Source organism: Halobacteria archaeon AArc-dxtr1 (assembly GCA_025517425.1).
Taxonomy (GTDB): domain Archaea; phylum Halobacteriota; class Halobacteria; order Halobacteriales; family Natrialbaceae; genus Halostagnicola.
This window is the reverse complement of sequence record JAOPJY010000001.1, coordinates 1,685,792-1,699,466: the sequence shown is the minus strand read 5'-3', so window position 1 is coordinate 1,699,466 and position 13,675 is coordinate 1,685,792. Positions and strand designations below refer to the sequence as shown.

The 13,675-nt window shown below is 62.2% G+C and carries 12 protein-coding genes; 9 read left to right on the top strand and 3 right to left on the bottom strand.

Translation table 11 applies throughout. The annotated features are described in order from the left end of the window. Positions 1 to 737 precede the first annotated feature (737 nt). Positions 738 to 2,483, bottom strand: a complete 1,746-nt coding sequence (locus OB905_08640) for an excinuclease ABC subunit C (GenBank protein MCU4926052.1) — start codon at positions 2,481 to 2,483, stop codon at positions 738 to 740. Positions 2,484 to 2,660: 177 nt separating this feature from the next. Here OB905_08640 and OB905_08635 point away from each other — a divergent pair, with 177 nt between their 5' ends. The 3 genes from OB905_08635 to OB905_08625 all read left to right on the top strand — a co-directional run bounded on the left by OB905_08635 (position 2,661) and on the right by OB905_08625 (position 4,950). Further along, complete coding sequence (locus tag OB905_08635; protein MCU4926051.1) at positions 2,661 to 2,930, top strand: hypothetical protein; 270 nt, start codon at positions 2,661 to 2,663, stop codon at positions 2,928 to 2,930. Between the two features lie 128 nt (positions 2,931 to 3,058). Further along, positions 3,059 to 3,973: an ABC transporter ATP-binding protein gene (locus OB905_08630; protein ID MCU4926050.1), complete on the top strand. Its 915-nt coding sequence runs from the start codon at positions 3,059 to 3,061 to the stop codon at positions 3,971 to 3,973. After that, positions 3,970 to 4,950 (top strand): ABC transporter permease, encoded by a 981-nt coding sequence (locus OB905_08625; protein MCU4926049.1) that lies wholly within the window; start codon positions 3,970 to 3,972, stop codon positions 4,948 to 4,950. The genes OB905_08630 and OB905_08625 overlap by 4 nt, the downstream gene beginning before the upstream one ends. 30 nt (positions 4,951 to 4,980) lie before the next feature. On the opposite strand, the gene ligA is transcribed toward OB905_08625, so the two are convergent. Further along, positions 4,981 to 7,086 (bottom strand): NAD-dependent DNA ligase LigA, encoded by a 2,106-nt coding sequence (gene ligA / locus OB905_08620; GenBank protein MCU4926048.1) that lies wholly within the window; start codon positions 7,084 to 7,086, stop codon positions 4,981 to 4,983. 88 nt (positions 7,087 to 7,174) lie between these two features. Further along, the gene (locus OB905_08615) at positions 7,175 to 7,567 is read right to left on the bottom strand and encodes a 2Fe-2S iron-sulfur cluster-binding protein (protein ID MCU4926047.1); all 393 of its coding nucleotides are present in this window, start codon (positions 7,565 to 7,567) and stop codon (positions 7,175 to 7,177) included. Positions 7,568 to 7,742: 175 nt separating this feature from the next. Here OB905_08615 and OB905_08610 point away from each other — a divergent pair, with 175 nt between their 5' ends. The 6 genes from OB905_08610 (at position 7,743) to OB905_08585 (ending at position 13,645) form a co-directional block, all read left to right on the top strand. Continuing rightward, the gene (locus OB905_08610; protein ID MCU4926046.1) at positions 7,743 to 8,621 is read left to right on the top strand and encodes a serine protein kinase RIO; all 879 of its coding nucleotides are present in this window, start codon (positions 7,743 to 7,745) and stop codon (positions 8,619 to 8,621) included. A gap of 117 nt (positions 8,622 to 8,738) precedes the next feature. Then, entirely contained in the window at positions 8,739 to 9,242 is a 504-nt protein-coding gene (locus OB905_08605; protein ID MCU4926045.1) for a metallophosphoesterase, read from the top strand. A 123-nt stretch (positions 9,243 to 9,365) separates the two neighbouring features. After that, a complete protein-coding gene (locus tag OB905_08600; protein ID MCU4926044.1) occupies positions 9,366 to 9,923 on the top strand; it encodes a KH domain-containing protein in 558 nt (185 codons plus the stop codon). 178 nt (positions 9,924 to 10,101) lie between these two features. Next, positions 10,102 to 11,778: a thermosome subunit alpha gene (gene thsA, locus OB905_08595; protein ID MCU4926043.1), complete on the top strand. Its 1,677-nt coding sequence runs from the start codon at positions 10,102 to 10,104 to the stop codon at positions 11,776 to 11,778. Positions 11,779 to 11,940: 162 nt separating this feature from the next. Continuing rightward, positions 11,941 to 12,867 (top strand): ABC transporter ATP-binding protein, encoded by a 927-nt coding sequence (locus tag OB905_08590; GenBank protein MCU4926042.1) that lies wholly within the window; start codon positions 11,941 to 11,943, stop codon positions 12,865 to 12,867. Next, on the top strand, positions 12,860 to 13,645 hold the full coding sequence (locus OB905_08585) for an ABC transporter permease (protein ID MCU4926041.1): 786 nt from the start codon (positions 12,860 to 12,862) through the stop codon (positions 13,643 to 13,645). The genes OB905_08590 and OB905_08585 overlap by 8 nt, the downstream gene beginning before the upstream one ends. Positions 13,646 to 13,675: the final 30 nt, after the last annotated feature.

Here is a 13,675-nt window from a genome sequence, read left to right as displayed (position 1 = left end):
ATACTACGGGAGAACGAGGCGAACAGGTTGAAAAGAGGATAGAATACACTACGAGCTCGGGGCAAAGAGATCATCAACTGCTGTTTGGTTGGGACGAACTGATCAGATGAGAGATCACGACCAGTTGAGAGATGCCTGCTCGAAAAGAACAATTGGAGTGACCCCCCCACCCCTTCGTTTCCACTGGAACAGTGGAGGAGGGGGAGGGGGTAGGGGGTGATTTTTACGACAGGAAGGTTTATATGAATAGGGTAGAAACAATATCCGCAGCACTAGCAAAAGAGACTAGTTACTAGGGTTGTTTAGGTTATCCCTAGAGTTAACTAGATTATTTGCTATAGCGACACTCAGTTACTAGGTACCGATATCAGCAGCTATCGGTTCTCTACTATCAGTATCTCCTCTCTCTAATCGCTCGACACGGAATCTATCTCCACTCTCGCTCTTTTGCGCCCTACTCTCTCTGGCATCTCCACTTGAAACGAAGGGGTGGGGGTGTTCTCTACGGTTTCGAGTGAGGATACCGAATACTGATTCAGCCGGTCTCGCCACACCACGAGTCTGCCGACCATGGTAATGGTGGACGGTTGTACGTGTAATGATTTTTCTACCTGTGAACTAGTATCACTAGTATTCTCTAGGGAAACCCCCTCATTTCAACTCGAGATACCGCAGCTACTGCACCGGTTGTAGTCAGTATCGACCCGTTGAGTTTTAGTCAGTATCGACCCTATCCGTCATAGCCGCTGTTGCAGTGTTTGGGCAGTTTTTTCCCCGACACCACGGACAGTCGTGAGTTCCTCGAGCGTGGCCTCGCGAACGTTTGCTACACTTCCAAACCGGCCGAGGAGACGGTTTCGGGTTTCCGGACCCACCCCAGGAATGTCGTCTAACACCGTTTTCACCTCGTCTCGCAGCGTCTGGTGGTACTGAACGGCAAACCGGTGTGCCTCATCTCGCACCCGCTGGCATAGATGCAGCTGTGGGGCATCCGACGCCCACGATACCTCGCGTGTTGGAGTCACCACGCGCTCTTCAGCCTTCGCTAACCCGATGATTGGGACGTCCCATCCCTCCGTTTCGAGTGCGTCGCAAGCGGCCGATACCTGCCCCGAACCGCCGTCAATCAGGAGCAGGTCGGGATCTGGTCGTTCGTCGCGTCCGGTCAGTGCTCGGCGAGCTCGCCACGCGACCAGCGACCGCATGTTCGCGTAATCGTCATTTTGATCGTCGAGACGTTTTCGCCGATAAGCGGCCGTCTCTGCGCTTCCGTCGACGAAGACGACGTTGCTCCCGACCGCCGCCGTCCCCTGGGCGTGGCTCACGTCGAATCCCTCGATACGATTCGCCGCATCGAGATCGAGCGCCTCGGCGAGTGCGCCACACTCGTCTCTCTGTCCGACGTTTCGGCGTGCGTTCTTCAGCGCGAGTTCGACGAGCGTTGCCTCACGCCCTGCACCTGGGACCCGCGCGGAGACACCCTCTGCCTCGAGCCACTCCGACACTTCGTCGTCACCGTGGTGTTCGGGAAGCAACAACGCCCTCGGAAGATCACGCTCGGCGTAGTACTGGACCAAAAACGATGCAAGGACCTCCCTAACGGCCCCCTGAGATCTGTCTTCGTTGGTTGGTACCTCGACCACGTGTCGATCGCGCTCGACGAGTTTGCCGTCCTCCGAGCGAAGTCGCGCTACCGTTGCGCTCTCGCCTTCGATTGCGACACCCAGCACGTCTACCGTTCGTTCCTCGCCGGTCGATTGGACAGCCTCGCCACCGCCTTCGTGGAACGTGCGTACGGCCCCTAGCCGATCTCGCAGGTTTGCAGCGCGTTCGAACTCCTGATTTGCTGCGGCTGCCTCCATCTCCTGTCGCAGCGGATCTGCCAGAATCCCAGTTTCGCCCTCGAGGAATCCTTCGACGGCCGCGACGTCAGCCACGTACTCGTCGAGGTCGATTTCATGCGTACAGGGCGCCGTACACAGTCCCATCTCGTAGTCGAGGCAGGGACGATCTCGTCCCGCGTATTTGTGGTTCGAACACCCACGAACCCCGTATGTCTCTCGGAGCGCCTTCACGACCGTCTCGACTCGCTTCTTGCTCGTGTACGGTCCAAAAATCGTCGCCGACTCCGCGGGATCGCGCGTCACCTCGATTCGTGGCGCCTCGTGATCCGTCAGCTGGACCATCGGGTACGATTTGTCGTCTTTCAGCCGGACGTTGTACCGCGGCTGGTGGCGTTTGATCAGGTTCGCTTCCAGAAGTAGCGCCTGTGTCTCGGTATCGGTCACCGCGATCTCGACTGTCTCGGCACGATCGACCATCCGGGCGATCCTCGCGCTTCGCGGGCTCGCGTACGATTGTAGTCGACTTCGGAGGTCGACCGCCTTTCCCACGTACAATGTACTCCCGTCGGCCCGAAACTGGTAGACGCCGGGCTCTTGCGGTGCCGATCGGGCACGCTCGCGAACCGCGTCGGCGTTCATCGCCCGCCCTACGGCGCCGAGGCGTTTCAGGTTGACTCCTCAGGGTTCGTTTTGGGTTGCTTCCGCGGGGTTCGTTTCGGGTCGACTCTTGGCGTTCATGCCCCACTTTCGCGCAGATCACCAGCCCACAAAATCACCAGCCCACACTTTCTCGGTGTTCGACCCGAAACACCACCTATGGACGACGATACGGTTCGATGCTGGCTGGTCGAACGGAGCTTCGACGCGCGCAATCTTGTGACGATCGTCTACGCCACCCCGGACGGTTCGCAGTACCAACAACGCGAGCGCTCGGCGATGTCGTTACAGACCGGTTCGCCGGTGACCGCAGCCGTCGACGTCGAGTCTGCCCAGCTCGAATCGGTTCCCGACGAGTCCACACGCGAACAGTACGCCACGGAGGCCGAACGGACCGCCGAGCAGTACGATCCTGACGACGAACTGTAGCAGCCATCGGGACGCTCGATAGACTCTTTCCGCCGGAATCAACCTGAAAGCTCCCTAACCACCCAACTTTGTTCCAGGCCAGAAACTCGTGGAAAACCCTTATCTGGTGACAGTGACTGGTGGCGAGTATGACCGCGATAGAGGCAACTACTCTGACCAAGTCCTTCGGGGACACGCTCGCGCTCGACGACCTCTCGTTCCAAGTCGAGGAGGGCGAGGTGTTCGGGTTTTTGGGGCCCAACGGCGCCGGCAAGTCGACGACGATCAACATTTTGCTCGACTTCGCTCGACCGACTGCCGGCGACGCGAGCGTCCTCGGACTCGACGCCCAGACGCACAGCCGGGAGATCCGTCAGCGAACCGGTGTCCTTCCGGAGGGTGCCGAAACCTACGACCGCCTCACTGGCCGTCAGCACCTCGAGTTTACGATCGACTCGAAAGGTGTCGACGACGATCCAGACGCGCTCCTCGAGCGCGTCGGTATCGCCGACGCAGCCGACCGAAAAGCCGGCGGCTACTCGAAGGGGATGTCCCAGCGACTCCTCCTCGCGATGGCGCTGGTCGGCGAGCCGGAGTTGCTCATCCTAGACGAGCCCTCGACGGGCCTCGATCCCAACGGCGCACGCGAGATGCGCGAGATCGTCCGCGAGGAGAACGCCCGCGGCGCGACCATTTTCTTCTCGAGTCACATCATGGAGCAAGTCGAGGCCGTCTGTGACCGCGTCGGCATCCTTCGGGACGGGGAGATGGTCGCGACCGATACGGTCGAAGGGCTTCGCGATTCGATGAGCGGCGGGACGATACTGCGAATCAGTGTCGACCGACTTGACGATGACGCCACCACCGCTGTCCGACAACTCTCGGAGGTGGGAAGCGTCAGTACGGACGAGAGTGGTCCCACCCTCGTCGTCGAGTGCAACGGTTCGAAGACCGCAGTTCTAAACGAAATCGAGTCACAGGGACTCGAAGTCCGTGACTTCCGGACGGAGGAAGCCTCTCTCGACGACGTCTTCCAGTCGTACACCACGGGGGTGCGTGCATGAGTACAGAATCCGACACCGGTGTCGCCTCGTCATCCACCGCGCCGAGTTCGATCAATCTGGATAGCGTTCGTGCAATCGCAAAGAAGGACTTTCAGGATGCCATTCGCTCCTGGACCTTCTGGGGGCTAAGCATCTTCTTTTTCATGCTCCTTGCCGGTATAACGGGCTTGATCTCGTATTTCGGTGCAGATGATCTCGTCCAAGCCGATGCCACTACGGAAGCGCTTGTCCTTCTCGTGAGTCAGATCACACGGCTCGTTATTCCACTGATCGCACTGATTCTCGGCTGGAAAGCGATCGCTGGCGAGCGAGAGTCTGGAAGCATCAAAGTGTTACTCTCGCTTCCTCACTCCCGAAAGGACGTTATTCTCGGTAAACTCGTCGGCCGATCGGCCGTCCTTTCGTTCTCGCTTGTCATCGGCTTCGTGCTCGCGGCCGTCGTCGTCGCCGTGGTGCTCGGCGGATTCGACATCGGTGATTACGTCGCGCTTCTCGCGATGTCGATCCTCTACGCCGTCGCGTACACGAGCATTGCTGTCTCGCTGTCTTCCCTTACGAAGTCGACGACGATCGCCGGCGCCGCGATGTTCGGCATCTTCGTCCTGTTTTACATCGTCTGGAACGCAATCATGGTGGCACTGGACATGTTGATGGGCCGAGGGACGATCGACGGCGTCGCTTACACCCAGGAAGTCGAGCTTCCAGACGGAACGACGGAGGTACTGCAAAACGAGCGGCTCCCGGATTGGGCCTTGTTCGTCGATATGGTCGATCCGGGGAATGCGTTCCAGAACACACTCGCATTCCTCAGTTCCACCGGTGGGGACGAGCTCGGCACGAACTACCCCGAGGTGTGGTTTCCGGACGGCCAAGTGCCGTTCTACCTCCAAGACTGGTTCTCCTTTATTATTCTACTGCTGTGGATCGTCGTCCCGCTCGCGATCGCGCTCTACCGATTCGACCGAGTCGACCTCTAGGCATTCGGGTCCGGTTTCGCCACTATTGGTTTATTCCGCCTCGAGCCCTGCTTCCGTGAGTAGCTCTCGAAATTCGCTCTCCTCCAGAATTGCCACACCGTTTTCCTCGGCATCCTCGAGTTTCGTCGTACCCGGACTCTCTCCAGCGACCAGATAATCCGTGTTCCCCGAGACGCTTCCCGTGGCGTTTGCACCGTGGCTCTCGACGAGTTCCTGGGCCTCCCCTCGCGTCATTCCCTCCAGACTGCCGGTGAAGACGAACGTCAGCCCGTCGAGTTCGTCACCGCCATGTTCCGTCTCCGCCTCCGTGGGCGAGACGTGTTCGAGCACGGCGTCGACCGCCGCCGCGTTGGCCTCGCTTGCGAAGAAGTCGTGGATCGTCTCGGCGACGGTTTCGCCGACATCGTCGACCCCCTCAAGTTGCTCGGGCTCGTCCTCTGCAACCACCCGAAACGCCGCGAACGTCCCGAACTCGCGGGCCAGTTCGCGGGCCGTCGCCGGTCCGACGTGGGGAATGCCAAGCGCCGAGAGGAAGTCGGCCAGATCGGGCTCCCGGCTGGCTTCGATCTCCGCGAGCAGGTTTTCGGCGCTCGTTTCACCCCACCCCTCGAGCGCAGTTAGCTCCGCTTCGGTCAGCTCGTAGAGATCCGCCACCTCGGAGACGAGTCCCGCGTCGACCAGCTGGCGGACGCTCTGCTCGCCGACTCCCTCGAGGTCGAGGCCGTCGTCTCCCGCGTAGTACTCGACCGATCGGCGGAGCTGGGCGTCACAGGCCAGTCCACCCGTACAGTACGCGAGGGGGCCATCGCGCTCGATTGCACTCTCACAGATGGGGCAGGTCGCCGGTAGCTCGTAGTGGCCATCGCTTCCCTTCTCGACCACTTCCTCGACGTACGGAATCACGTCACCCGCCCGCTGGACGCGAACCGTATCTCCGACGCCGACGTCCTTTTCGGCGATCTCCGCGGGATTGTGCAGGCTCGCCCGCGAAACCGTCACCCCACCGACGTCCACCGGATCGAGCAGCGCAACCGGCGTAAGCCGGCCGGTCCGACCTACCTGTACTGCCACATCTTGAATCATCGTCACCTCTGCGCGGGCTGGGAACTTGTAGGCGAACGCCCAGCGATCGTGTCTTGCGGTCTGACCCAGCTCCTCGCGGGCGTCACGATCGTCGACTTTGATCACCACGCCGTCGATCTCGTAGGGGAGGTCGTCGCGCGCGTCGAGCAGGTCGTCCCGGTAGGCGATCGCCTCGTCGATCGACGCGGCCACCTCGACGCGATCGGTCACCCGCAACCCCCAGTCGGGAAACTGCGCTAACGCCTCGCGGTGGCTCTCCGCGACCTCGCTCGCGTCCAGCACGTCGAAGAAGAAGACCTCGAGTGGACGCTGTGCGACGACCGACGGATCGAGCTGGCGGATCGTCCCCGCGGTCGCGTTCCGCGGATTGGCGAAGGGTTCCTCACCTCGTTCGATCCGCTCGCGGTTGTGCGCCTGGAAAGCGTCTTTCGGCATGTAGACCTCGCCGCGGACCGTCAGGAACTCGGGGTACTCTCCGTGGAGTTTCTGCGGGACCGAGCCGATCGTTCGCGCGTTTCGCGTGACGTCGTCACCTTCTCGACCGTCTCCGCGCGTCACAGCGCGCACGAGTCGGCCGTCCTGGTAGACGAACGCAACCGAGATGCCGTCGAACTTTGGCTCGCAGACGTACTGAAGCTCGGTTCCGTTCGCTTCGTTGCTCGCCGCCAACTCCCGACACACACGCTCATCGAACTCTCGGACGTCCGCTGCCTCCCCCGACTGCGGGATCGAGAGCATCGGTGCGACGTGCTCGACGGTCTCGAACGCCTCGATCGGCTCGCCGCCAACGCTTCTGGTCGGGCTGTCTGGGTGGGTGAGTTCGAACGCGTCCTCGAGTTCCTGCAGGCGCGCGAACAGCGCGTCGTAGGTTCGATCGGCGATGAGTGGATCGCTCTCGACGTAGTATCGGCGGTCGTGTTCGCGGATCGCTTCTCGGAGCAACTCGACCTGTTCGCGAGCCTCGGCTTCCGTGAGTTCGTCGACCGGCTCGAAGGTCGTCGGCGGATCGCTGAGGTAGGGATTGTCGTCCGCATCCTCGTCGGCGAGAGACATTCGTTGCTCGAGGGTTGCGGTGCGGTCCCGTTAACGTTACCGTCGTCGCGCAGTGAGTGGCCGCCTTCCCGCACGTGATAAGTGTGGTCTAGCTCCAGGGACTGTCGCCGACCTCGGCACGAACCATCGGACCGACCTGGACGTGACAGTCGGCTCGTGGCACCGCGATGCACAACAGGACGTAGCCGTCCCTCCGCTCACGTTCCGTGAGAGCTCTGGGCTGGCGTCGGTAGTCGAATGCGTCAGCGGCGTTGACTGCGGCGCTTGAGTCGACTGTGTCGACCACGTCGCTCGCGCCGGTATCGTCCTCACCGACCGCGAGAACCCGACCGACGCAGGTGATGCAGGTCCCCTTTCGACAGTCGTAGGGCAACCGGATCCCCTCTCGCAGCCCCACCTCGAGTACCGTTTCCCGCGGATCGACCGCGACCGTCTCGGTTCGGCCGTCCGGCCACTCCAGGGTGACGTCATACTGGGTCATGGGTCGAGCCTCGTCGCCGTTCGCGTCAACCATTCGGACATGGTGTCGGTAGGGAACGCGACGGCAAAAGGCTGGAGGCGGCAACTGCGACCGCCGGGTTCGGGCGCTACGGCGTCGATCTGGGCCGGTCAGTGATACCCAGCCCTTTAGCGCCTTGGACCCCTACGGAGGATAGATGGACGAGGTATCGGAGTTCGATCTGGTCGACCCCGAGGAGGTCGACACGCTGGGCGACGAGTGGGAAGAGATCGACGTCTCGGATACCGAGGCCGACCGGATCGCCCGCAAGCGCGACCGCAAATTCGAGCAGTTCGAAGAACGGATCAAAGACGCCGATCAGTTCAAAGTCGAGCAGTCGGTGTTCGACGACGCGACGCTCGCTGCGCTGTACAAACTCGTTCAGGACGGCCACGTCGAGGCGTTCGGCGGCCCCCTCTCGACGGGCAAGGAGGCAAACGTCTACCAGGCCCTGGGGCCGGACGAGACGACGGTCGCCGTGAAGGTCTACCGGATTAACGCCTCGAACTTCCGGCAGATGCGTGACTATCTGGAGGGGGATCCACGCTTCGAAGGGCTGGGTGGCAAAAAGAAAGACGTCGTCCTCGCGTGGACCAAAAAGGAGCTAGCGAACCTTCGGCGGGCCGCAGCGGCCGGAGTTCGGGTTCCGGAGCCGATCGCAACCGAGCGAAACGTCCTCGTAATGGAGTATATCGGCGGCGACGATGGCCGCGCAAAGCGCCTCGGCGAGGTTCACATCGAGAACCCACAGACCGCCTACGAGGTCATGCGCGAGTACATGCGCCGACTCTACGCGGCCGGTCTCATCCACGGAGACCTGAGTGAGTACAACGTCGTCTTCGACGAGGACGAGGGCCAACTCGTCGTCATCGACCTCGGACAGGCGGTCACGGTCCACCACCCCAACAGTCGGGACTTCCTGGAGCGAGACTGTCGGAACGTCGCGGCCTTCTTTTCTCGCCAGGGACTCGAGACGACCGAAGACGACCTCCTTGAGTTCGTTACGGATCCAGAGCCGGATCCGTCGCGAGACTAACCGAACCGAATCGAACGCGGCGACCCCTCATCGGGTATGGATTCGGCGCTATCTTTTCACCGACCGAAAACCTGGCAGCCCCGAACACATTTCTGTCTCGCCCCCGCGCTGTCAACCATGCACGCCGGCATCATTTCCGATACCCACGACAACGTCGCGGCGGCCGAGCGCGCCGCAGAGCTGTTTTCGGAGGCGGGCGTCTCCGTCGTCATCCACTGTGGCGACTTCGTCGCGCCCCCGCTGCTCTCGGCGTTCGACGGCTTCGAACTCCATGGCGTCCTCGGAAACAACGACGGCGAGATCGCGGGACTCCACGCCGCGTTCGACTCTCTTGGGCGGGGAAGCGAACTCCACGGCCGCTTTGCAGCCCTCGAGTTCGACGGCCTCTCGGTGGCTGTCCTCCACGGCGAGTCCCGCGCCGAGGTCGAGGCGCTCGCGGCCGCTGACAGCTTCGACTACGTCTGCTTCGGTCACCACCACGAGCGTGAACTAACAGAAGACGGCCGGACGACGCTACTCAATCCCGGTGCCCACTTCGGTACCGTCCCCGACGAACACCGAACTGTGGCGATCCTCGACACCCGCGCGGAGACGGTGCGATTTCGTTCAGTCGCCGACTGACTCTCGCTTCCCCCTCATCGCCTCGCTGATTTACTGCCCGTTATCGTCTCGACAGAGATCCCTTCGCACACTCCTTACACACCGTTCCAAGGGCTTTTGCCCCCGCGGGGAGTACGGATGTACATGCAGCACGTGAAGATTCCGCAGGACCGCATCGGCGTTCTCATCGGCGAAGGAGGCGAGACGATGCGCAAGATCGAGGCGGAAGCCGAGGTCCGTCTCGACATCGACTCCGAGAACGGGTCGGTCGCGATCGAAACCGTCGGCGACCCGGTACTCGGCCTCAAAGGCCCTGACGTCGTCCGCGCGATCGGTCGCGGCTTCCCGCCCGAAGACGCCCTCCGGCTGTTAGACGACGAAATGATGCTGTTCGACCTCGTCGATATCGACGCCGCCGCCCGGAACACAAACGACATGAAACGCAAGAAGGGACGGTTGATCGGCGAGAACGGCCGAACCCGAGAGCTGATGGAAGAGCTGTCGGGCGCTTCGGTCGTCATCTATGGCTCGACGTTCGGTATCATCGGGACGCCCCCGGAAGTCGACGCCGCCAGGACCGCAGCCGAGATGCTTCTAGACGGCGCCCCCCACGGCTCGGTCTACTCGTTCTTAGAGGAGCGACACAACGAGATGAAACACCAGGGGATGCAGTACCACCGGTTCCCCGGCGGCGAAAGCTGACTCTCTGCGAGCGGTATTGCTACACACGAACTTTCCGTCGTTTCCCCTTTTGTTGACCCTCACTGCTCGTCGGCTGAGGGTGTGTGACATCGACTCAGTCCGGCGATTCGCCCTCGACCGAGACGAAAACACTTATATAGAATAACAATCAATCTTCCCCTTGACTATGGCTCAGCAGATGGGTAACCAGCCCCTCATCGTACTTTCCGACGACAGCCAGCGCACGTCTGGCAAGGACGCACAGTCGATGAACATCACGGCCGGCAAGGCAGTCGCCGAGTCCGTCCGCACCACGCTCGGCCCGAAGGGGATGGACAAGATGCTCGTCGACTCGACGGGCGGAGTCGTCGTCACCAACGACGGCGTCACGATCCTCTCCGAGATGGAGATCGACCACCCGGCGGCCAACATGATCGTCGAGGTCTCCGAGACGCAGGAAGACGAGGTCGGCGACGGCACCACGAGTGCTGTTGTCGTTGCGGGTGAACTCTTAAAGCGCGCCGAGGATCTTCTTGAGCAGGATATCCACGCAACGACGCTCGCACAGGGCTATCGTCAGGCCGCAGAGGAGGCCCGCGAGGCCTTAGAGGAGATCGCCATCGAGGTCGACGAGGACGACGAGGAGATCCTCAACCAGATCGCCGCCACCGCGATGACGGGCAAGGGCGCAGAGAACGCCCGCGACCTGCTGGCCGAACTGGTCGTCAACGCCGTCCAGCAGGTCGCTGACGAGGACGGGATCGACACCGACAACGTCTCCGTCGAGAAGGTCGTCGGCGGTTCGATCGAGAACTCCGAACTCGTCGAGGGCGTCATCATCAACAAGAGCCGCGTCTCGGAGAACATGCCGTACTTCGCCGAGGACGCTGACATCGCAGTCGTCGACGGCGCTCTCGAGATCAAAGAGACCGAGATCGACGCCGAGGTCAACGTCACCGATCCTGACCAGCTCCAGGAGTTCTTAGATCAGGAGCAAGCCCAGTTAAAGGAGATGGTCGACCACCTCGCCGACGTCGGTGCCGACGTCGTCTTCGTCGACGGCGCCATCGACGACATGGCCCAGCACTACCTCGCCGAGGAAGGCATCATCGCGGCCCGTCGCGTCAAGTCCAGTGACGCGGGCCGTATCGCCCGCGCAACCGGCGCCAAACCCGTCGCCAACGCCACCGACATCACCGAGGACGACCTCGGCTTCGCCGGCAGCGTCGCCCAGAAGGAGATCGCCGGCGACCAGCGCCTGTTCGTCGAGGACGTCGAGGACGCAAAGTCCGTCACCCTCATCCTGCGTGGTGGGACCGAGCACGTCATCGACGAGGTCGACCGCGCCATCGAGGACTCACTCGGCGTCGTCAAGACAACGATCGAGGACGGTCAGGTGCTCGCCGGCGGCGGTGCGCCCGAAGTCGAGCTCTCGCTCGCGCTGCGAGATTACGCCGACTCCGTCGGCGGCCGCGAACAGCTCGCCGTCGAGGCCTTCGCCGACGCGCTCGAGGTCATCCCACGAACGCTCGCCGAGAACGCCGGCCTCGACCCCATCGACTCCCTCGTGGAGCTGCGAAGCGCCCACGACGGCGGCGACACCGCCGCCGGGCTGGACGCCCACACGGGCGACACGATCAGCATGGACGAGGAAGGCGTCTACGAGCCCCTGCGAGTCAAGACCCAGGCCATCGAGTCCGCCACCGAGGCGGCCGTCATGCTGCTTCGCATCGACGACGTGATCGCCGCCGGCGAGCTCAAAGGCGGCAGCACGGACGACGATGACGACGAGGAGATGCCCGGCGGCCCCGGCGGCCCAGGCGGAATGGGCGGCGGCATGGGCGGCATGGGCGGCGGTATGGGCGGCATGATGTAAGCTCGGCCACACCCGACCCCACTCCCTCCAACGAACGTATCATCCCATTCGACAAACGTATCGCCGTTTCAGTTTCTTCGGTTCGCTCTCTCAGCTAGCTTCCCTCGAAAACTGGTTGCCTGCCCAATACTATCAAAGGGGACGCCTGCGTAAGGGGACCGTATGGCCGTCATCGAACTCGAGGGACTGACGAAAGACTACGGTGCCGTTCTCGCCAACGACGCGCTGACGTTCGACGTCGAGCGCGGCGAGATCTTCGGCTACCTCGGCCCAAACGGCGCCGGGAAGACGACGACGATCCGGATGCTTCTGGGCTTTATCTCGCCGACCTCGGGCACCGCTCGGGTGCTCGGGACCGATATCCACGATCGCCGGGAGCTCGTCGACACCAGACGCCGGATTGGCTACCTCTCCGACGAACCTGGCTTCGACGAGGAAGCGACCGGGGCCGAAATCGTCGACCTCCACGCCTCGGTCAAGGGTGACGAGCGCAGCGCGGAGCTCCTCGAGGTGTTCGATCCGCCGATCGACCGCCGGGTTCGAGACTACTCGCGGGGCAACGTCCAGAAGCTCGGGATTGTGACGACGTTCATGCACGAGCCCGATCTCGTGATCTTAGACGAACCGACCAGTGGGCTCGACCCGTTGATGAAACAGCGCTTCGCCGAGTTCCTTCGCGCGGAGCGCGACCGCGGTGTAACCGTCTTTTTCTCCTCACACATATTGAGTGAGGTCCGCAGACTCTGCGACCGCGTCGGCATCATCCGGCAGGGCGAGCTCGTGACTGTCGACCCGATCGAGACACTGTTGACCAGAAGCGGGAAGGCGGTTCGAATTCACGCCGCCGAACCGATTCCCGTCGACGCACTCGACCTCGAGGGTGTCCACGATCTGGAGACGAGCCTTGCTGATGGCGTCGCTAACACTGACGAGTCGACGGTGTTCACCGAGTGCGCGTTCACCTACACCGGCAGCATCGATGCGCTCCTCCCCCGACTCACCCAGTACGAACTGCTGGATCTCGCAATCGAGGAGGCACCCCTTGAGGACGTCTTCCTGCGATTTTACGGAGATGAGAACGATGTTTGAGTTCCTCCGGTACGACGCTCGGCGACGCCTCAAGGGAAGTCTCTATCTCTCGGCTGGAATGGCCGTGCTGGCCGGGATGATCATCTGGATCTGGCCCTCGTTTAGCGACGCCTTCGAAGGGGACGAACTCCTCGAGGCCTACCCGGATGAGATGCTCGCCCTCTTTGACATCCAGACGATGGGTTCGCTCGAGGGCTTTCTCGCCTTCGAGCTGTACGTCTTCGGTTGGATCATTCTCCTCGGACTCTACTTCGCCTACAGCGCTGCGGGCGTGATCGCCGACGATGTCGACCGTGGACGCATGGACACGCTGCTCGCGATGCCAGTCTCTCGTCCCCGACTCCTTGCCGAGCGTTTCGCCGCTCTCGGGGTACCGATCATCACGGTAAATCTCCTGCTTCCGCCGATCGTCCTCGGCGCCGCCTGGCTGATCGACGAGTCCTTGCCCGTCACAGACGTCGTCGCGGTTCACCTGCTCTCGATCCCGTATCTCTTTGCCTGTGCCGGGATCGGCATCGTCTGCTCGGTCGTCTTCGACCGCGTCAGCATCGCCCAGCGGGTCGCCCTCGGCGTCACCTTCGCGCTCTTTCTGGCCGAGTCGGTGATCGAGGGAACCGACTACGAGTCCCTCGGCGCGGTAGCGCCCATGCGCTACTTCGATCCCAACGACGTGCTCCTCGAGAGCACCTACGACCTGACCGGCGCCGCGATCCTGGTCGCGATGACCGTCGCCCTCGTCCTCGCGAGCCAACTGTGGTTCGTCCGGAAGGATCTGTAGACCGCGACCAGCGCTGAATCGCGGGGAAAA